Genomic DNA, 18,275 nt, shown 5'->3' with positions numbered 1-18,275 from the left:
CAGCATCAAGACCATCGGTGACCGCTGGGTTCGTGTCACCGAGGTCCGAGGGGTGGGCTGGTGGTCGCGGAGTGGCTTCCGTGAGGATCGATCGCATGGCGGGCGTCGAGCGCGGCTGCCAGCAGGCGCTCGTCAAGCATCGTCTCGGCATCCCGTGTCGAGTCGTTGACGGGGATGCGGGTACGCCGGTCGATCAGCGCTGTCACGGCCGGCAGTGCCGGCAACGCCTGACGGCCCATCCGTGCGAGGCCCTCCAGGTAGTACTCACCGACCGTGTACTCACTCAGATGCGGGGTCATGAGGGCGAGGAGCCGGGGGAGGGCGGTGGGGCCCGCGTGCCGCAGCCACACCGGGGCGCACCCGGCCTGCATCCGACCCGGGCGCTGGAAGGTGAGGTTGTAGAGCTGGGCGGCCTGCCGGAAGGTCAGCGGGCCCGCGTCCAGCAGGGCCCCGAAGATCTCGGGGGCGTGTGCGAGTCGGCCGATTCCCACGGGCCTGGCCGCAAGGAGCGCAGCGGCGGATGGGCAACTGAAGGACGGGGGCGGATTGCCGCTGGACCCACGGACCTTGGGATACGGAGTGAAGGGGACCGTGGCGGCCAGGGCGCCGTGTGTGCGCATGGCGGCCTCCGAGATCGAGGCCGTGGTGAGAGCCTTCGCCGCGGCCGGGCTGACCACTTGCCCGCATTGACGGGCGAGCAGGGGCAGCAGCTCGACCGCAGCTGCCCTCCAGTCGTGACACGCCTCGCGGGCGAGTTCGGCGCCGATGTCCGAGGTGCCGGGACCGGCGAGGAGGCGCGCTGCGAGGGCGTACGTGTGGCGCTCGCGCCCCAGCCGGAACAGTACCGACCCCCAGCGCCGCCCGACGCTCCTCAGGTGACGCGCAGCCTCCAGGGCATCTGCGAGCAGGGCCCTGTCGAGGGCGTGCCACTGCTGGGGAGGGGCGGCCCGCAGGGTCTCCAGGTGAGCGAGGAAACGGACGGACGGCAAGGAGTCGGCTCGCAGGTGTGACACGAAGCCCCCGAGCGAGTCGGCGAGGACGCTGCGCACCACGGGGTCGGTGAGTTCGCCGAGGGCGTTGAGCGCGACATCCTGGCGCCCCGTACGGACGACGAGTCGCGCGGCTCGACGGCGCACCTGTTCGTCAGCGTCGCTGAGCCGGGCCAGCGCCACCTCGGCGGCCTCGGGCCAGGGCCCGTCCGGGGCGAGGCTGTGGAGGAGGGCCATGACCTCACGGCGTACGAACGGATCGTCGGCGTGAGCGAGCTGAAGCAACCGGACGGCGACAGCACCGGTGCGGTCGGCGCGTACCGCGTCGAGTATCGCGCTACGGGAATGATGGGCGGGCGTCGTGGCGGTGCCGGAGGCCACGGCCTCGTCCAACCACCTCACCGGACGGGGCGGTTGCCGCCCTTCCATACTGAGAATTCGGTCATGCTGCTGATCATGTCATGTTCAACACCAGCGGCGGGCTCCGGTCCGGCACCCGCGTCGTGCCGAAGGTGGCAGGCCGCGTGGCCCGTTCGTCCTACCGGGCCGGGTGGCAGTGCCTCACCTTCCGTATAGCCGCCGACCGAGCCCACCGCTGGCACCGAGCGGGTGCAGGTCCTCACCGCAAGCACCGTGTGGCCGACGCACAGCAGCCGGCCTCGACCGTGAGCACGTACCGGCGGCTCCGCCGCCACATCCGGAAGAGCCACTGAGCCTGTTCCCACCGCGGCTCGAACGGGCTGGACGGTTGGCGGCCTCCCGCCGAACCGGGAGGAAGTGCCGGAGTGGTGGCGGTACGGCCTCAGCCCTGCGCCGCCTCCACCGCTGAGGCGACGAAGTCCGCGACCAGTCGCCGCCGGTCCTCCTGCCCCCAGGCGAGGACCAGCGCACTACGCGGCGCGTCGGCCACCGGAACATGAACGAGCCCCGGATGCTGTGGCCGGGCCAGCGATCGCGGCAGCACCGCGATCGCTCGTCCCAGCAGGACCATATGCGTCAGCTCGGCACCGTCGGCGACCTCGGGACCGAACCCGGCGACGGGCTCGATACCGGGCACCCCGTTGCCGCGGACGCCCTTCCAGTCCTTCGCCGCCCGCCACCACCTGCGCGTCCCCGGCGACGACCACGCCCCGGTGGCCGTCGCTTCCGCCGTCGTCCAGCTCGGCCTGGCCGACCTCGACGCCCTCGACACCGCCTTCGCCCTCCCCGGTATCGGCGAGTTCATCGACAGCTGGCAGGCCCGCCGCCCGTACAAGGCGATCTGGGTCAACCACGAGCCCCTCGCCTGACCCGGCACCCCAGCGGGGTACCCGCCCGACGCCGCCGACGCAGTGAAGCTCAGCCGTCGCCACCGACGGCCGAGGAGTGCGTCAGACGCCCGACGACGTCGGCAGTGCCGTGTGTTCGGCCCTCTCCAGCCAGCCGGTGTACCAGCGGGCGAAAGTCACCGGCTTCTTGTCGTCGTCCAGGAGTGGCGCGAGGTCGACGTCGTCCACCCGGCCGTCGGACCAGACCGTCCCTCGGTGACTGCCACTGATGATCAGCCACTCTCGCAGGGCGCAGCCGAGGTGGCAGATCACGATGGCGCCGACGGTGCGCTCGGGAGCGAACATGAGGGCGTCCCACTGCTCATCCCAGGCTTCCATGGCGTCGTCGAAGTTCTCGATCTCGTCGAAGTCCTCTTCCTCGGGGCGCTGGGCGAGGAGTTCCTCGACGGTCTTGGGGTCCGGGCCCCGCTCAGGGAACGGCTCAGCGAGCATGGAGATCTCGGCCAGGTCGGCGCCGTCGCCTTCCCAACGCCAGCGGCCCTGCACCCGTCGCACGGGAAATAGGCCGTGAGCGGGGCCGGCACCGCCTGCGGCGACGTGGAGGAGGAAGGTCCGGTACTCCTCCGGCAGCCTGACACCTATCTGCTCTTCGAGTTCAGTGAGCTCGGCCTCAGTGAGTGGTTCGTCCAGGACCCACCGGTGCCCGCGCGAGCCGAACACTTCACTGCTCGCCGACTGAACTCCCAGCGCCACGACACGATCGCGTGTCCCCGCCCACTGATCAACCATGTGCAGACCGTATCCGCCACCACTGACACTGGCACTGGCACTGGCACTGACCGACTGGCCTTGGACGCATGTGCAGGTGGGTCATGCGACGTCACGTCGTCAGCGCCTCAGCCGCGCGCGGCGAGTACCTCGCGCCATGCCGGGCTGTCGACGTAGTGGTTGTCGAACCGCTCCGAGGAGTCCTTGATCTCCTGCGGGTCGGCCTCGCCGCGCATCACCCGGCCGAGGAGCCGCAAGTAGTCGAAGCGGTCGGCGCCCGGGGTGAAGACGAACAGTACGTCGGCCGTCCTGCCGGGCGCCGCGGCGAAGGCGTGCGGGGTGTGCGGCGGCACGACGAGGAAGTCGCCCGCCTCCAGGACGCTGATCTCCTCGCCCACCAGCACCTGGAGCGCGCCGTCGATCACGAAGAACGCCTCGGACGCCTTGGTGTGCAGGTGGGCGGGTGCTCCGACCGCGCCTTCGGCGAATGTCGACCGGTAGCTGGTGAGCCGCCCGCCGGTGTGGCCGGAGTCCGCGAGAAGCGTCATGACACTGCTGGGATCACGAGTCGTCTCGGCGTCGGCGGCGCGGGTGAGGATCGGGGCGAAGTTCGCGGTCTGAGCGGTCTGAGCGGTCTGAGCGGTCTGCGTGGTCTGCGTGGTCTGCGTGGTCTCGTTCTTCTTCGTCATGGCTACGACTCTAGAGAGCCGAGCGACCGGTGACGGGGTGCATTTTGAGGTCGGGATCATGGGTCAATTTGCGCGACCTCAACGGGTCGTCCACGCCTACCCTGTCGGTGAGCTTCAGCGTCGGGGCCTGCGTTCGGTGTCCGGACAAGGACCCCACCAAGCGGCTGGTAGAAGTAAGTTGTGCCGATGACCGAACCCCTGCCGCCCGGCGGCGCTGTGCCCGATGCGGACGAACTGCATGCCCGGTGGGCGGAGGCCTGGGGGCCGGAGCAGGTCGCGGAGCGGTTGGGTGGGGTGGGTACGCCCTGGTGCATCGCCGCGGGGTGGGCGCTGGATCTGTTTCGCGGGGAGCAGTCGCGGCCGCACGGCGATCTGGAGATCGCGGTGCCCGCGGCGGGATTCCCGGAGATTGGAGACCGCTTCCCCGAGTACGCGTGGGACGCGGTGGGTTCGGGACGGGTCTGGGCCGGGGCGGGAGCTGAGGCGCTGGCGGCCACGCATCAGACCTGGCTCCGGGATCCGGCAAGCGGTCGGTTCCTGTTCGATGTCTTTCGTGAGCCGCACGAGGGCAGGACATGGATCTGTCGGCGGGACGAGAGTCTGCGGCTGCCGTACGACGCGATCATCGAGCGGACGGTGGACGGGATCCCCTACCTGGTACCGGAGTTGGTGCTGCTGTTCAAAGCGAAGGCGACGCGGCCCAAGGATCAGGCGGACTTCGACGGGATGCTGCCGCTGCTGGGCCGGGCGCGGCGGGATCGCCTCAGTGAGTGGCTGGACCGTGTGCACCCCGGACATCCGTGGCTGGCGGAGCTGACGGGGTAGTGGCGCGGGGTCGCCCGTGGATCAGCGACGACAACCCGTGGATCAGTAACGACAACTCGCGGATCACCAAGGGGAATTCGGCTGCCGAGGTCAGTGGTCCCCTTTAGGTTTGCGGTGTGCCTGATACCTCCTACCTCTCTGCGGTCCGTGAGTCGTACGACACCGTCGCCGCCGACTACGCAGCAAGCGTCAAGCCCCCTGCGGAGTTGGATCCGGTGTCGCGCGCGATGCTGGCCGCGTTCGCCGAACTCGTCAGGGACTCCGGCCGTGGGCCGGTTGCAGACGTGGGGTGCGGCCCCGGCAAGGTGACAGCGCACCTGGCTGGTCTGGGACTCTCGGCCTTCGGTGTCGATGTGTCGCCGAAGATGATCGAACTGGCCCGAAAGGCTCATCCGGACCTGCGGTTCACAGTGGGTTCCATGACCGCGCTGGAGCTCGGGGATCACGAACTCGGCGGCATTCTGGCCTATTACTCCACGCACCACACGCCGCCGGAGTTGCTGCGGGTTGTGTTCGCCGAATTCCACCGCACCCTTGCGCCCGGGGGCTACCTGATGCTCGTCTGCCGTGTGGGGAAGGGCGAGCACCTGAGTCGGACGCTTGCCTATGGCGACCACCCCGCACCCTTCGAGTCCTATCGGCTGCCGGCGGACCGGATCTCCGAACTGCTGGAGCAGACCGGGCTGGTTGTCACCGCACGGCTGCTGCAAGGTCCGGCCGAAGGCACCGTCGGCAGTTTCATGGTCCGCAGGCCGGAGTAGCGCCGGTCTCGGGCCGACGGCAGAGTCGTCAACCCTCCGCAAGGCCTTCGTGGAGGTCGAGGGTCCAGTTCTGACCGACGAGGTCGTGGCCGAAACGGTGAGGGGGCTCCTCGTCGGCGAGGGTGAAGCCGAAGTGTTCGTGGATCCTGCGGGCGGACACGAGGTTGTCGGTGGTCCACAGCGTCACGCGCTGGTAGCCGGCTCGCGGGCGAAGGTCGGGGACTCCTCGACGAGGCGGGTGTCCAGACCGAGGCCCCGGACGCCCGGGGTGACGAGCAGGACTCGCAGCTTGGCCACCCCCGGTTGGTCGTCGGCGACCAGGAACACGCAGCCCGCGCGTTCGCCGTCGACCTCGGCGATGACGACCGGCTCGACTTCTCGCCACGGACGACGAGCGCGGGGTGACCGCCGGTCAGCGGGTGGGCGGGGCGAACTCGGGCTGGTCGAGCACACGCAGCCAGCTTCCGTCAGGCTGGCGTCGGACGACCTGTGCCCGGGCGCCGGATCCGTCCCTCGGCGGGGTCGAGGTCAGGGCGATGTCGCCGCTGATCAGCGTCGGCAGCGGCGGTTCCGGTTCGAAGCGGGGACGGTTGGCCAGCACCTTCTCCCATACCGCACGGATCGCGTCCCGCCCCACCGTCAGCTCCCCGGGCGGGTAGGCCAGCACCGCATCCTCTTCGTAGAGCGCGGCGACCCCGGCCGCGTCACCCGCGTTGGATCGTTCGACGAACAAGCGAGTGATGTCCTCGGGCCGCACGGCCTTCTCGTACTCCTGCATGGGTTCCTCCTGACGTCCGGCTTCGATGCTCCCCAGCCTTGCCGCCCACCGATCAGAAGTCCAACAGATGGATTGGCTGGAAGCTAGAATCCACAGTCATGGACCTGAGGCAGCTGGAGTACTTCGTCGCGGTCGCCGAAGAGCAGAACTTCACCCGGGCGGCCGGGCGAGTCCACATCAGCCAGTCCGGCGTCAGCGCCCAGATCCGCCGGCTGGAACGTGAACTCGGAGCCGAGCTGTTCGACCGGTCGGGGCGCACCGTCACCCTGACCGTCGCGGGAAGTGCCGCGCTCGAACACGCCCGCACCGCACTTGCCGCAGCTGAGGCGGTCGGCCAGGCAGTGGGGCAGGTGACCGACCTGATCCGGGGCCGACTCACGGTCGGGATGGTCATCGGCTGCACCCTCACCCCGCTGTTCGACGCCCTCGCCGCGTTTCACCGGGTTCATCGGGGTGTGGAGATCTCGCTGCTGGAGGACAACTCCGACAGGCTCATCGAGGGAGTGCGCGCCGACGTCATCGATCTGGCCCTCATCGGTACCGCAGGCGCCGCCCCGGACGGGCTGGACTCGCTGACGGTCATCAGTGAGCGGCTCGTCGCAGCTGTTCCCACGGGACACCCCTTGGCAGGACAACGCCGGGTCACTCTGCGCGACCTGGTCGCCCATCCGATCGTCTGCATGCCACCCGGCACCGGCCTGCGCGCGGTGTTCGACCGTGCCTGCGCCGCACAGAGCCTGCAACCCGCGGTCGCGCTGCAAGCCGGCGCGGCGGATGCCATCGCCGACCTCGCTTCCCGCGGACTGGGTGTCGCGGTCCTCAGCGAGTCGATGGCCGCCGGCTACCGTGAACGGCTCACGGCCCGCGTCATCGACGACATCGAAACACCGGCGGTGCTCGCCCTGATCTGGAAGAGCACGCACAACCCTGCCGTGCGCGAGTTGATCGTGCACAGCCGACAAGCATTCACCAAGCTCGATCCTGCCCGAGGGCTGTCCCCGGTCCCGTAAATGATCCGGGTACGGATACGGGTGCGAGCCTTCTGCCTCAGGTCGTGCTGCCTCAGGTCGTGCTCGCGTACAACTCGTGCAGCGGCTGAGCCGAGTCGGTGCCGGAGTGGCCGAAGGGAGCGTCGAAGCTCCAGACCATGAAGAGCAGGAAGACCACCAGGGCGCTGAACGCGGTGGCCAGCATCAACTCCCGGGCGGAGCGGCGGATCTGGAGCGCGTAGAGCAGACCGAGCGTGACGATCCCGCCGGCGATCAGGCCGAACCAGACCACCCCCGGCAGGGTGCTGCCGGCGCTGTCGAGGCGCTGGTGGCGCGCGTCGTCGGCGGCGGCGACCTGGTCGAGGAGCGGCTGGTAGGCCTGGGCCTGGAGTTCGTCGGTGGGCGTGTGGTGCGCGATGTCGCTGCGGATGCGGGTCAGCAGTCGGCCCCCGGTGGCGTCGATCGGACCGTCGTCCTCCATGGCCGGCCACTCGGTGGTCACGGCGTGCCGGGCGTAGGCGTCGATGTGCTGTTGAACCTGGGTGTGGAAGGCGGCGGGGTAGACATCCAGGCGCTGGTCGATCTCGTACAGCGCCTGGGCCTCGCGCTGCACGGTGTCCTCGGCGGCGCCGCGTGCCTCCCAGACGCCGGCGATCGCCAGGCCCAGGACGATGGCGTAGACGACGCCGACCATCATCACCATGTACTCGAGCACGTCGGGCGTCTGCGAGGTGTCCTCGTCGTCCGCCACGCGGCGGTGACGCATCACGGTGGCGGCGACCACGAAGGCGCAGACCAGCGCGCAGGCCAGGGTGTAGATCAGCCATTCCGGCACAGCAGGACTCCAGGATGAGAGGTGAGCAGATGAGCAGATGAGCAAGCCGAGTGGACGAGGTGAAGGGCGGCCCGTGGGCGGGTCAGCCGCGGTTTCGGCGTCGGGAGCCCGGGCGTAGCGCGGCGGCGGCCAGGACGGCCGGGGTGGTGATCACGACGGTGGTCATCGTGGTGGACAGGCCGGCGGGTGCCGGACGTGCCGAGCCGCCGCCGTAGTGGAAGCGGGGCACCCAGCGGAAGGGCGCGGCACGGGGCGCCGGGGCGGGTGCGAGGGCAGGTGCGGGGGCGGGCGGGTCGGCGACGACGGCGTCGGCCTCGGGCAGCGGTTCCGACGCGGGCACCCGGTGTTCGACGGGCCGGGGGAGCGGGGCTCCCGACGGGGACGGAGCCGGTGGGGCGCCGACAGGGCGAGGCGCCTGTGCTGCCTGTTCCGCCCGTGTCGAAGGGACCGGCGTGCGCGGTGGCCGTGATGCGGGCGGAGGCGACGAAGGGGCGGCGGGGCGCTGCCGGGAGGGGGCGCCGATCTCGACCCAGCCGTCGGCGGAACACATCACCACGTGCGTGGTGGTGGGGGTGGTGTGGACGACGACCGCGGGTCCGCCGGCGCCCGGCAGGGGGCAGAGCGCGGCGGCGGTTCCGAGACCGACGGTGATCCAGCCGCTCACCAGAGCAGTTCCTCTCCGCTGACGGTGTGCGCGCCTCGGACGGAGCACACATGAGTGGATGCCGATGCGCTCACCACGTGGTGGCCGTTCGGCAACGGGAGTAACGATCATGCTCGGCTCGGGGACACGGCTGCGCCTGGCCTTCGGCCCGCTGCTCACCCTGCGGCCCATGTCCCGGCCGTCGGACATGTCGAGGCCGTCGGGCCGGGCCGGTCCGGTCCGGGTCGGTCCAGCCGGTCCGGTTCAGGCCGGGCGGTTCACGGCGGTCCAGGCCGGGCCGGGTTCAGCGGCTCCTGGGACTTGGCGGTCCGGCGAGGAGGACGGCTTCGATGGCGGCGTAGCGATCGCGTTCGCGTGCGGTCGCCTTCCTGCCGGACAGGACGGTGCCGAGCAGGCCGCAGAGGAAGCCCGCCGGTACCGAGACGAGAGCTGTGGTCGTGAAGGGGAACCAGTTGAAGTCGACTTCCGGGAACGCCGATCCGGGAGAGCCGGAGACGAGGTTGGTGCCGGTCATCAGGACGAGGACGCTGACCGATCCGCCGATGAGCGTGCACAGCAGGCCGGCGCGTGTGAAGCGCCGCCAGAAGAGGCTGTAGACGAGGGCGGGGGCGATGGCCGACGCGCCGAGGCAGAAGGAGACGGTGGCGAGGGGCTGGAGGCTGCGGTGCTGGGCCATGACGGCGAGCAGGATGACGGGGAGGCCGACGGCCAGGGCGGCCAGCCGCGCCAGGGCCATCTCGCGCAGCGGCGAGACGTTGGGGCGGGCGGCGGCGATGTCGTGGGCCAGGGAGTTGGCGCAGGCCAGCGTCATGCTCGCCACGGAGGCCAGCAGAGTCAGGAAGATCGCCGTCGTGACGGTGGCGAACAGCAGGCTCTCCGGGCGGGAGAGATGCATCCCGAACGCGGCGCGCGAACCGAGCAGGTAGGCGGTGTTGCCGCGCGGGTCGGCTCCGGCGACGCCCGCGCGCCCGATGAGGGCCGTGGCGCCCACGCCGATGACGGTGATCACGGCGATGAACAGGGTGACCGTCGAGATCGCCCAGGACATCGCGCGGCGCACCTGGGGAGCGCTGCCGGCGGTGTACATCCGCATCGTGACGTGCGGCAGACAGGCGCCGCCCAGCACGATGGCGCACTGGGTGCTCACCATGTCGAGGCCGCGGTGCGGCCCGTTGGCGAACTGAAGGCCGTAGCGCAGGAAGTTCTCCTCGGCGCCACTGCCGTGGGCGGCGGTCTGGAACAGGGTCCGGGGGCTCCAGCCGAAGGTGTGCAGGATGAGTCCGGCGACGATCAGTCCGGACCCGAGCAGGATCACCGTCTTGAGGATCTGGATCAGGGCGGTACCCCGCATGCCCCCGATGGCCGCGTAGCTGATCATCAGGGTGCCCGCCCCGACGATGCAGCCGGTCCGCATCGCGCTGTCGGAGAAACCGAGGACGTACGCCAGCAACTGGCCCACCCCGGCCAGTTGTACGACCATCATCGGCACCAGCGAGGCGAGGGTGACGACACACGCGGTGATGCGCACCGCGCGGCCGGGCAGCCGTCTGCCGAGTGCGTCGGCCATGGTGAACCGGCCGGTGTGATGCAGGGGTTCGGCCAGCAGGACCATCAGGAGCAGCAAGGACAGCACGGTGCTCAGGGCCAGTACGACACCGTCGTAGCCGCACAGTGCGATGACCCCGCCGATGGTGAGCACGGTGGCGGCGGAGATGTAGTCACCGGCGATGGCCAGGCCGTTGCGCAGGGGCGACAGGGAGCGGTAGCCGGTGTAGAACTCGTCTAGGTCGTCGCGGTCGGGTCCGGTGAGCACGCACAGCATGAGCGTCAGGGCCACGACACTGGAGAACGCCACCAGGGACCAGGACTGCGCGGAGCCGTCGAAGTCCGTCACGACCGTGGCTCCTCGTGCGGGACGGGGTCGGGTCGGCGGTGAACGCGCCGGGCCAGCGGGTCGACGTACCGGCGCGCGGTGTACTCGTACAGGAGTACGGCCAGCCAGGTGACGGGCAGTTGCACCAGGGCGAGGAGGAGTCCGGTGGGAAGGCCGCCCGGCGCGAGGCGGGTCATGACGGAGGGGGCTTCGACGGTGAGGGTGAGGAAGACGGCGAAGTAGCCGAGCGCGGCGAACGTGGCGACGCGCCGCTGCCAGCGACAGGCCCGGCGCAGGCGGCGGAGGTCGCGGTGACTGCCGCTCAACGGGCGGGTGCGGTGCGGCAGATGCGTCTGTTCCTGCGGGGTGGCCCACTGCGGGGTCGCGGCGGGGGAGGCGTGCCGTCCGGGCCGGTGCCGCGCCGGGTATAAGTCGGAGCTGTCGGTGGACATCCCAAGATCTCCTACTGGGTCGTGGGCCCCAAGGGGTGCGGACCGCGCGAACGTGGGGGAGCGGTGCGTGTGTTCGGGTGACCGCACGCTATGCGGGTGTCGGACCGCGCGCAGAGACTTCCGTGAACTCCCTGGTGAGAACCCTTGCGGCGCTCTGACCTCGGATGTTGTGCGAGTGACGGGTGTGCTGAGAGGGCGCGGCGGTGCTGTGCGGGCAGCGCGGGTCGCATCGTTCGAACGGGTGCCGGGGGAGGTTGGTGAGGGTCGGGCGGCGCTCGGTGTCGCGCGCTAGCGGGGCAGCTCGTCCGCACGGCGGCCGGTCGCCGTGCGGTGGACGACGTGTGCGGCGGCCACGTCCAGGGCGGCGTGGCCGGTGGACTTGAAGACGGTGAGCTGATCCGGGGAGGTCCGGCCGGGGGCCTCGCGGCACAGGACGGAGCCGAGGAGGACGACGTCGCGGTCCCCGGGCAGCCGCTGCAACTCGTGGGCGCCGGAGGGCGGGGGAGTCGTGGCGGCGCCGTGCCACTCGGTGAAGAGTGCGGCGTTCCGGATGGTGTCGTCGTCGAGTTCGGGTCCGTGGGAGCCGCCGACCGAGCTGACGTGGGTGCCCGGGGCGAGCCATGCGCGGCGCAGGACGGGGCGGGTCGCGCCGGTGCAGCAGTACACGGTGGCCGCCTCGCGTACGGCGGTCTCGATGCCGTCCGTCGCACGGCCCAGTGGGTGCAGGGCGGCCAGCACGCGGGCCGCTTCGGGGTCGCGGCCCGCGACGGTGACGGGTTCGGCCGGGTGGAGCGCGGCGAGGAGGGAGACCTGGGCCCGGGCCTGGGCGCCGGTGCCGATGACCACGACGGGTCCCGGTCGGGCCAGGGTCCAGGCGCTGTGCGTGGCGGCCGCCGCGGTGCGCCAGGCCGTCACGGGTTCGGCGTCCATGACGGCCAGGGGACGGCCGTCCTCGGGATCGAAGAGGGCCACGATGCCCCGGTGGGTGCTGCGCCCGGGGCGGGCGGGGTCGGCGAACACCGACACGAGTTTCGCCGCGAGGCCGAGACCCGGCACGTATCCGGGCATGGCGCCCAGCAGACCGCCGGGCGCGAAGGCCGCTATCCGGGGCGGCGCGGACACCGCGTCCCGTGCCACGGCGACGAGCGCGTCGGACACGGCGGCCATCAGGCGGCGCGGGTCGAGGGCCGCCGCGGTGGCCGCCCGGTCGAGGACGAGGACGTCGTTCACGCGCCGCTCGCCGTGCCCGGGCCGGACAGCAGGCCGCAGAGGGTGTCCACCGCCGAGGCCAGTTCCTCCCGCAGTCGGCGCATGCGGGCTTCGTCGATCTCGGCGTCCGGGCCGACCACGGTGACGGCGCACACCGGAGTTCCGGGGACCGGTACGACGGCGCGGCTCAGCGAGGCGACGAACTGCTCGTTGCGGCCGTGCTCGACGGCGAACCCGTCGGCCTCGGTCCGCTCGAGGTCGGCGAGCAGACCCGCCTCGCCGTCCAGGGGGTGTCCGGCCTTGCGCGCCACGTCGAGGTAGGGGCCGCGTGCCTCCGGGGGCAGGGCGGCCACCAGGGCGAGGGGCCCGGCGAACCGGTGGACGGGCAGCGCCTCGTCCCGGAGCGTGCTGATCATCGCCAGCCGGTCCGGGCGGATCACGTCCACCACCCGGGAGCCGTCGTTCTCGAGGACCTGGAGGTTGACCATCATGCCGGTGCGCGCGGAGAGGTCCTCCAGCACCGGGCGGGCCAGCGAGGTCAGCGAGTTGTGCGCCGCCCGGGCCGACAGGCGCAGGACGGCGGTGCCCGGCAGATAACGGTCGTCGACGCGCAGGACCCAGCCGCGGCGGACCAGGTCCACGAGGACGCGGTAGGCGGTGGCCCGGTGCAGCCCGACCTCGTCGGCGAGGTCGGTGAGCCGGGGCGGCCGGGGGGCCCGGGCGACGGCCTCGACGAGATCCAGCGCCTTGTCCACGGCCGTTCGCGTTGCTTGCTTCGCTTGCGGCATCGAAACCCTTCCCGGATGACCGGACAGACCGTCCCGGCGAGGCGTGTCCGACGCCGGGATTCGGGGGTAGGGTACCGGTTGTTTCGAGCAGCGAGAGAGTTGTTACGTAGAGCGTAACAGATCGAGAGTGGTGACCTTGACGAACGAGAGTTCCGGGGCGGCGACCCCCTTCGCGCCGCCCGAGGCCGGCGAGTTGGTGGTCTACCGCGGCTTCACGCTGTTCGACGGGACCGGCAGCGCGCCCCGGCCCGCCGTGTCGCTCGTCGTGGACGGCTCCGTGATCCGGTCCGTCGCGGACGAGACGGACGTGGCGGCCGCCCTCGCCGACGGCGCCGAAGTCGTCGACCTCACCGGTCACTTCGTCACGCCCGGACTGATCGACGCGCACCAGCACCTCGCCACTCCGCCCGATCGCCCGGCCGCCGAAGCGATCCTGCGCCGCCTCGTCCACAGCGGCGTCACGGCCGTGCGGGACATGGCGGACGACCTGCGTCAGGTCGGGGACCTCGCGCGGGCCGCGCTGGTGGGCGAGATCGCCGCCCCGGACATCCACTACGCGGCCCTCATGGCCGGCCCGGGCTTCTTCGACGACCCCCGCACCCACCAGGTGACCCGGGGCGCCGTCCCCGGACACGTGCCCTGGATGCAGGCCGTCACCGACACGACCGACCTCCCCCTGGCAGTGGCCCTGGCTCGCGGCACCTACGCGTCGGCCATCAAGGTCTACGCCGACCTGGAGGCGGGCCTCGTCGCCGCCGTCACCGCCGAAGCGCACCGGCAGGGCATCCCGGTGTGGGCGCACGCGGCCGTGTTCCCCGCCACGCCCGGCGAGGTCGTCGCGGCCGGCGTGGACACCGTCTCGCATGTGACCCTGCTGGCCCACGAGGCCGCCAAGGAGCCGCTGACCAGCTACAAGGACAAGCCGGCCGTCGATCACGAGAATCTGGTCACCGGCGAGGACGCGCGGCTCGACGCGCTCTTCGCCCGGATGCGGGAACAGGACGTCGTCCTGGACGCGACCGCCGGCATGTGGGCGAGCGCGGAGCTCGCCGGCGACGACCCGGAAAGCGTCGAACGCGCCCGCCGCCAGACCGAGTTGGCCATCGCGCTCACGGCGCAGGCGCACCGGGCCGGCGTGGCGCTGGCCACCGGCACCGACTACGAGACCGCTCCCGGCGAGCCGTTCCCCGCCCTGCACGAGGAACTCGCCTTCCTGGTGAAGCGGTGCGGCATCCCGGCCCCGGACGTGCTCCGTTCCGCGACACTCGTCGGCGCCCGCAGCGCCGGCACCGCACACCTGACGGGCAGCGTCGAGCCGGGCAAACTGGCCGACTTCGCGGTCTTCGCGCGAGACCCGCTGGCCGACATCGACCACCTGCGCACCATCACACTCACCGTCAAGCGGGGCCGCCGCTTCCCGCGCGCCGCTTACGCCACCACCCCATCCCGGGAGACCCGTTGACCGGCACGCCCCTGATCATCAACGCGCTGGGACAGCTCGACAACCCCAACGCCCCGCAGTCGATGGAGGCGGCGGGAGACCTCAACCCGACCGGCGAGCAGTACACCGTCGACGCCCGGACGCTGGCCGACGCGCAAGCCTCCGGCCTGACCGCCGTCAACGTCACCCTGGGCTATGTGATGGGTGACCTGCCGCCCTACGAGCACACCCTGCACGAGATCGACATCTGGGACGGCATCATCGACCGTCACCCGGACGACCTGCTGAAGGTCACCACCGTCGCGGACATCCGCACGGCCGCCCGCGACGGACGGGTCGGCGTCATCTACGGCTTCCAGAACGCGGTGGCCGTCGGGGACGACGCCGGCCGGGTCGCCACCTTCGCCGAACGCGGCGTGCGCGTGGTCCAGTTGACCTACAACCAGGCCAACCGCCTCGGCGGCGGCTCGATGGCACCGTCCGGCACGGGGCTGACCGCGTTCGGACGCGAGGTGGTCGACGCCCTCAACGACCACCACCTCATGGTCGACCTGTCGCACAGCGGCGAGCGGACCTGTCTGGACGCCGCCACGCACTCCCGCGTCCCCGTGTCGATCAACCACACCGGGTGCCGCGCGCTGACCGACCTGCCCCGCAACAAGACCGACGAGGAACTGCGCCTGGTGGCCTCCCGCGGCGGCTTCGTCGGTATCTACTTCATGCCGTTCCTCAGCCCCACCGGGCACGCGCGCGCCACCGACGTGGTCGAGCACATCGCGCACGCCGTGGACGTCTGCGGCGAGGATCACGTCGGTATCGGCACCGACGGCTCCGTCACCGCGATCGACGACCTCGACGCCTACCGGGCCCGGCTGGCCGAGCACGTGGCGCAGCGCCAGGAGGCCGGGGTCTCCGCGGCCGGCGAACGGGCGGACACCTACCCGTTCGTGATCGACCTGCGGGGCGTGGACCAGTTCCGCGAACTGATACGGCTGCTGGAACAGCGCGGCTACACCGCCGACCGCATCGAGAAGATCATGGGGCGCAACTTCGTCGACTACGCGGAACGGGTGTGGACGGCCTAGGGCGTGTCCGCAAAGTCGCTTGCTCGTTGGTCGGTTCATGGTGCGTCGTCATGAGCTGAGCGATGAGTCGTGGGCGGTGATCGAACCGTTGCTGGCCCCTCCCCGGATGGGCCGGCCGGTGCGGGACCGCCGCCAAGTGGTGAACGGGATCTGGTGGAAGCTGTCCACCGGCGCGGCCTGGCGGGATCTGCCCGAGCGCTATGGGCCGTGGAAGACCGTCTACGAACGCTTTCGCCGCTGGTCGGCGGACGGCACCTGGGACCGCCTGCTCGCCCACGTCCAACAGCACTCCGACGCCGTGGGAGCCGTCGACTGGTCGATCGTATGCATCGACTCCACGACCGTGCGGGCCCACCAGCATGCCGCCGGGGCCCGAAAAGGGGGCCCTGGCCGGGCGAGGCGATCGGCCGGTCCCGCGGCGGACTGACCACGAAGATCCACCTCGCCTGCGACGGCCGGGGACGACCCCTGGCCTTCACCCTCACCGCTGGCAACGTCAACGACTGCACCCAGTTCGAGCAGGTCATGGCCCGCATCCGCATCGAGCGGTGCGGGCCGGGCCGTCCTCGCACCCGGCCGGAACTGGTGGCCGCCGACAAGGGCTACTCGTCCACGAAGATCCGCACCTATCTCCGCCGACGAGGCATCAAGGCCGCCATCCCCGAGCGGATCGACCAGATCAACGGCCGTATCCGGCGAGGCGAGAGCCGGTGCCGGCTCAACCGCGCGGCCTACCGCCGGCGCAACGTCGTCGAACGCTGCTTCAACAGGCTCAAGCACAACAAAGCCCTGGCCACCCGCTACGACAAACGCGCCCGCCACTACCAGGCCCTGGTCACCCTCGCCTGCCTACGACTCTGGCTCCCCTGACTTTGCGGACACGACCTAGCCCTGCGACGTGCGCCGTGATGTTTCCCGCACGTCTGCCACGCGCCTGAGCGGGCACTAGCAGGAGCAGGACGAGAGGGAGGACATCGTGAGCCAATACCGCGCACACCACGTGCCGACCGCCGGCCACACCCCGGACGACGACCTGACCGGATACCAGGTCGACGCCACGGACGGTCACGTCGGCAAGGTCAGCAAGTACTCCAGGGACCTCGGCCCGCGCTTCCTGGTGGTGCACACCGGCCTGTGGGTACTCGGCAAGGACGTGGTGATCCCGTCGGGCGAGGTCCTGGGCATCGACCACGACGCCCGCATCGTGCAGCTGTCCCGGACGAAGGCGCAGGCCAAGTCGGCACCCGTCTTCGACGCGGACACGTTCCTGGGCGATCCGCGCCACCGCGACCAACTGGGCGGCCGACACGGATCCGGCCACTGACGGAGGCGGCCCGCACCCCCCGATGGGTGCGGGCCGCCCGCCGTTCAGCCGCGGCAGCTGCACTGCCCCACTGCCAACGGCTCACCGTTTCAGTTCACGGTGAAGTAGTAGTCGTAGGGCGCCAGTTGCACGCCCGAGCTGGTTGTCGCGTAGACCTGGAGGTCGTAGAAGCCGTCGGAGGCGGGGGTCCAGTCGATGGTCGCGGAGTGGTCGTCGCCCGCGGTGACGGTGGCCTCGGGGTCCCCGTTGACGGAATACGTGTAGCTGACGACGTCCTTCACCTTCGGCGTGAACGTGAAGGAGCCCGGGACTCCCACTCCGCCACCCGAACCGTTCTCGGGGTAGATGTCCGACACGACCGTGGGAGTGGTGTCGTAGGTACTGCTCCACCGGCCCGTATCGGAGACCCATCCGTCTCCGCTCTTGCCGGTCACCTCAAGAGCCTCGCCGTAGATGCCGTCCAGGACGACCGTCACCTTCGCCGTACCGTCCGTATCCGCCGCGACCTCGACCGGCTTGCCGTAGATCTGACCGCCGATGGTCCGAACGGAGTAGCTGACGACCGGGTTCGTCGACTGGAGTCCAGGGGCGGGCCGGAGCGTGAACTCGGTCGGCTCGCCGAACTCGGGCGACGAGACGGCTGGGGTGACGCTGGGCACCGTGGGGCTGACGAAGAACATGTAGCTGGTGATCTCCGACCCGTTGAAGGCCCGGTCCAGGCTTCGCACCCACAGGGTCTTCGGACCGGAGCCGCTCGGCGGGACCAGGCTGACCGTCGCCGAACCGCCGGGGGCGTCGGCGCGCATGAAGCTTGTGGGTTTCGAGTACGGGTCCACGAACTGCGGAATGCCGTGATCGCCGATGTTGGCGATGTCGACGATCGGGAGGGGCAGCAGCCAGGCGTACTCGAATCCGGTGACATCGTCGTCGCCGTCGGCGCTCAGCGTGAACTTGGCCGGAGCGCCACCCGGGTTGGGCACGTCCTGCTGGTAGTTCGCTGAGGAGAAGGTGGGCGTGGTCGCCGGACGGGTGTTGTCGATCGTGACGTAGCAGGCGGCCGACCAGTCCGAGGCCGTGCCGTCGGCCACCGTCTGTGCCTGCCACGCGTAGGTCTGGCCGTCGGTGAGCGCGGCAGCCGACAGAGTGGCGGGGGCCTCGATGCCGGGGAGCGCGTGAGGACGGGTGGCGGTGGTGATGCTGTTCGGATCGACGACCGGCCAGACCCGGTACTGCGCGGTGACCAGGGAGTTGTCGGTGGTGTCGGTGGTCCCCGGGATGCCCTCGACGCCGAGACCGGTGCCGGCCCACAGGTACGTGGGTCGGTCCGCGTCGGTCGAGCAGCTCTGGCGTCCGTTGAACAGGTCAGTGGGCACGGTAGGCGTCCTGTCCGCCGCGATCGAGGGCGACGCGGCGGCCAGTGCCAGGCCGAGTGTTCCCAGAAACACGAGAACGGCACGCGATCGCGTGCCGAAAGACATGGTCAAGTGGTCCCTCCGGTTCCGGCGCCCGCATCCCGTGCCCTGATGCGCACTGGTGT

21 protein-coding genes and 1 pseudogene are annotated in these 18,275 nt (G+C 70.9%); 8 read left to right on the top strand and 14 right to left on the bottom strand.

Annotated features, from left to right (window positions below; all coding sequences use genetic code 11):
* Nucleotides 1-35 precede the first annotated feature (35 nt).
* Nucleotides 36-1,382: a hypothetical protein gene (locus G9272_RS02105; RefSeq protein WP_171394908.1), complete on the bottom strand. Its 1,347-nt coding sequence runs from the start codon at nt 1,380-1,382 to the stop codon at nt 36-38.
* A gap of 409 nt (nt 1,383-1,791) precedes the next feature.
* Nucleotides 1,792-2,046, bottom strand: coding sequence for a LysR substrate-binding domain-containing protein (locus G9272_RS02100; RefSeq protein WP_253267675.1), 255 nt, complete (start codon nt 2,044-2,046; stop codon nt 1,792-1,794).
* 4 nt (nt 2,047-2,050) lie between these two features.
* Between G9272_RS02100 and G9272_RS02095 the strand changes: the two genes are divergently transcribed.
* Nucleotides 2,051-2,278 carry a hypothetical protein gene (locus G9272_RS02095; protein WP_253267674.1) on the top strand — a complete coding sequence of 76 codons (228 nt, stop codon included), beginning with the start codon at nt 2,051-2,053 and terminating at the stop codon, nt 2,276-2,278.
* 81 nt (nt 2,279-2,359) lie between these two features.
* On the opposite strand, the gene G9272_RS02090 is transcribed toward G9272_RS02095, so the two are convergent.
* Together G9272_RS02090 and G9272_RS02085 are read right to left on the bottom strand one after the other, a co-directional pair.
* Complete coding sequence (locus G9272_RS02090; RefSeq protein WP_171394907.1) at nt 2,360-3,046, bottom strand: SMI1/KNR4 family protein; 687 nt, start codon at nt 3,044-3,046, stop codon at nt 2,360-2,362.
* 107 nt (nt 3,047-3,153) lie between these two features.
* Nucleotides 3,154-3,714 carry a cupin domain-containing protein gene (locus G9272_RS02085; RefSeq protein ID WP_253267673.1) on the bottom strand — a complete coding sequence of 187 codons (561 nt, stop codon included), beginning with the start codon at nt 3,712-3,714 and terminating at the stop codon, nt 3,154-3,156.
* Between the two features lie 186 nt (nt 3,715-3,900).
* On the opposite strand from G9272_RS02085, the gene G9272_RS02080 reads away from it, so the two are divergent.
* Together G9272_RS02080 and G9272_RS02075 are read left to right on the top strand one after the other, a co-directional pair.
* Nucleotides 3,901-4,539 (top strand): nucleotidyltransferase domain-containing protein, encoded by a 639-nt coding sequence (locus G9272_RS02080; RefSeq protein WP_171394906.1) that lies wholly within the window; start codon nt 3,901-3,903, stop codon nt 4,537-4,539.
* Between the two features lie 116 nt (nt 4,540-4,655).
* Nucleotides 4,656-5,300 carry a class I SAM-dependent methyltransferase gene (locus tag G9272_RS02075; protein ID WP_171394905.1) on the top strand — a complete coding sequence of 215 codons (645 nt, stop codon included), beginning with the start codon at nt 4,656-4,658 and terminating at the stop codon, nt 5,298-5,300.
* A 28-nt stretch (nt 5,301-5,328) separates the two neighbouring features.
* Here the strand turns inward: G9272_RS02075 and G9272_RS46095 are convergent, their stop codons facing one another.
* Genes G9272_RS46095 through G9272_RS02065 form a run of 3 tightly spaced genes read right to left on the bottom strand, consistent with a single transcriptional unit; the run spans nt 5,329 to nt 6,078 of the window.
* The gene (locus G9272_RS46095; protein WP_367398540.1) at nt 5,329-5,487 is read right to left on the bottom strand and encodes a hypothetical protein; all 159 of its coding nucleotides are present in this window, start codon (nt 5,485-5,487) and stop codon (nt 5,329-5,331) included.
* Complete coding sequence (locus G9272_RS46090; protein ID WP_367398539.1) at nt 5,484-5,753, bottom strand: GNAT family N-acetyltransferase; 270 nt, start codon at nt 5,751-5,753, stop codon at nt 5,484-5,486. Before G9272_RS46090 ends, G9272_RS46095 begins: the two co-directional genes overlap by 4 nt.
* Nucleotides 5,713-6,078, bottom strand: a complete 366-nt coding sequence (locus G9272_RS02065; RefSeq protein ID WP_171394904.1) for a YybH family protein — start codon at nt 6,076-6,078, stop codon at nt 5,713-5,715. Before G9272_RS02065 ends, G9272_RS46090 begins: the two co-directional genes overlap by 41 nt.
* A gap of 98 nt (nt 6,079-6,176) precedes the next feature.
* Between G9272_RS02065 and G9272_RS02060 the strand changes: the two genes are divergently transcribed.
* Nucleotides 6,177-7,088: a LysR family transcriptional regulator gene (locus tag G9272_RS02060; RefSeq protein WP_171394903.1), complete on the top strand. Its 912-nt coding sequence runs from the start codon at nt 6,177-6,179 to the stop codon at nt 7,086-7,088.
* A gap of 52 nt (nt 7,089-7,140) precedes the next feature.
* On the opposite strand, the gene G9272_RS02055 is transcribed toward G9272_RS02060, so the two are convergent.
* The 6 genes from G9272_RS02055 to G9272_RS02030 all read right to left on the bottom strand — a co-directional run bounded on the left by G9272_RS02055 (nt 7,141) and on the right by G9272_RS02030 (nt 12,888).
* Nucleotides 7,141-7,902, bottom strand: coding sequence for a DUF4239 domain-containing protein (locus G9272_RS02055; RefSeq protein ID WP_171394902.1), 762 nt, complete (start codon nt 7,900-7,902; stop codon nt 7,141-7,143).
* Nucleotides 7,903-7,984: 82 nt separating this feature from the next.
* Complete coding sequence (locus G9272_RS02050) at nt 7,985-8,566, bottom strand: hypothetical protein (protein WP_171394901.1); 582 nt, start codon at nt 8,564-8,566, stop codon at nt 7,985-7,987.
* A gap of 283 nt (nt 8,567-8,849) precedes the next feature.
* Nucleotides 8,850-10,460 carry a sodium/solute symporter gene (locus G9272_RS02045; RefSeq protein WP_171394900.1) on the bottom strand — a complete coding sequence of 537 codons (1,611 nt, stop codon included), beginning with the start codon at nt 10,458-10,460 and terminating at the stop codon, nt 8,850-8,852.
* Nucleotides 10,457-10,891 (bottom strand): DUF485 domain-containing protein, encoded by a 435-nt coding sequence (locus tag G9272_RS02040; RefSeq protein ID WP_171394899.1) that lies wholly within the window; start codon nt 10,889-10,891, stop codon nt 10,457-10,459. Before G9272_RS02040 ends, G9272_RS02045 begins: the two co-directional genes overlap by 4 nt.
* A 288-nt stretch (nt 10,892-11,179) precedes the next feature.
* Nucleotides 11,180-12,121: an ornithine cyclodeaminase family protein gene (locus G9272_RS02035; protein WP_171394898.1), complete on the bottom strand. Its 942-nt coding sequence runs from the start codon at nt 12,119-12,121 to the stop codon at nt 11,180-11,182.
* Entirely contained in the window at nt 12,118-12,888 is a 771-nt protein-coding gene (locus G9272_RS02030; RefSeq protein WP_253267672.1) for an IclR family transcriptional regulator, read from the bottom strand. The genes G9272_RS02035 and G9272_RS02030 overlap by 4 nt, the downstream gene beginning before the upstream one ends.
* Before the next feature lie 130 nt (nt 12,889-13,018).
* On the opposite strand from G9272_RS02030, the gene G9272_RS02025 reads away from it, so the two are divergent.
* From G9272_RS02025 to G9272_RS02010, 4 genes and pseudogenes are all read left to right on the top strand, one after another.
* Nucleotides 13,019-14,350 (top strand): amidohydrolase family protein, encoded by a 1,332-nt coding sequence (locus tag G9272_RS02025; RefSeq protein ID WP_171401793.1) that lies wholly within the window; start codon nt 13,019-13,021, stop codon nt 14,348-14,350.
* Nucleotides 14,347-15,414 carry a dipeptidase gene (locus tag G9272_RS02020; RefSeq protein ID WP_171394897.1) on the top strand — a complete coding sequence of 356 codons (1,068 nt, stop codon included), beginning with the start codon at nt 14,347-14,349 and terminating at the stop codon, nt 15,412-15,414. The genes G9272_RS02025 and G9272_RS02020 overlap by 4 nt, the downstream gene beginning before the upstream one ends.
* 37 nt (nt 15,415-15,451) lie before the next feature.
* Nucleotides 15,452-16,284, top strand: a pseudogene (locus G9272_RS02015) (IS5 family transposase).
* Between the two features lie 106 nt (nt 16,285-16,390).
* Nucleotides 16,391-16,738, top strand: a complete 348-nt coding sequence (locus G9272_RS02010; protein ID WP_253267671.1) for a PRC-barrel domain containing protein — start codon at nt 16,391-16,393, stop codon at nt 16,736-16,738.
* Between the two features lie 89 nt (nt 16,739-16,827).
* Here G9272_RS02010 and G9272_RS02005 read toward each other — a convergent pair whose 3' ends face one another.
* Nucleotides 16,828-18,111, bottom strand: coding sequence for a hypothetical protein (locus tag G9272_RS02005; protein ID WP_253267670.1), 1,284 nt, complete (start codon nt 18,109-18,111; stop codon nt 16,828-16,830).
* Between the last annotated feature and the right edge of the window lie 164 nt (nt 18,112-18,275).

This window comes from Streptomyces asoensis (assembly GCF_013085465.1).
Lineage (GTDB): Bacteria > Actinomycetota > Actinomycetes > Streptomycetales > Streptomycetaceae > Streptomyces > Streptomyces cacaoi_A.
Note: the sequence above shows the minus strand (reverse complement) of the source record. Positions and strands in the feature narration are given on the sequence as shown.

Excerpts from the sequence above, each read along its gene's own strand:
- G9272_RS02090 (WP_171394907.1), bottom strand. The coding sequence starts at position 3,046 with ATGGTTGATCAGTGGGCGGGGACACGCGATCGTGTCGTGGCGCTGGGA.
- G9272_RS02085 (WP_253267673.1), bottom strand. The coding sequence starts at position 3,714 with ATGACGAAGAAGAACGAGACCACGCAGACCACGCAGACCACGCAGACC.
- G9272_RS02080 (WP_171394906.1), top strand. The coding sequence starts at position 3,901 with ATGACCGAACCCCTGCCGCCCGGCGGCGCTGTGCCCGATGCGGACGAA.
- G9272_RS02065 (WP_171394904.1), bottom strand. The coding sequence starts at position 6,078 with ATGCAGGAGTACGAGAAGGCCGTGCGGCCCGAGGACATCACTCGCTTG.
- G9272_RS02060 (WP_171394903.1), top strand. The coding sequence starts at position 6,177 with ATGGACCTGAGGCAGCTGGAGTACTTCGTCGCGGTCGCCGAAGAGCAG.
- G9272_RS02040 (WP_171394899.1), bottom strand. The coding sequence starts at position 10,891 with ATGTCCACCGACAGCTCCGACTTATACCCGGCGCGGCACCGGCCCGGA.
- G9272_RS02030 (WP_253267672.1), bottom strand. The coding sequence starts at position 12,888 with ATGCCGCAAGCGAAGCAAGCAACGCGAACGGCCGTGGACAAGGCGCTG.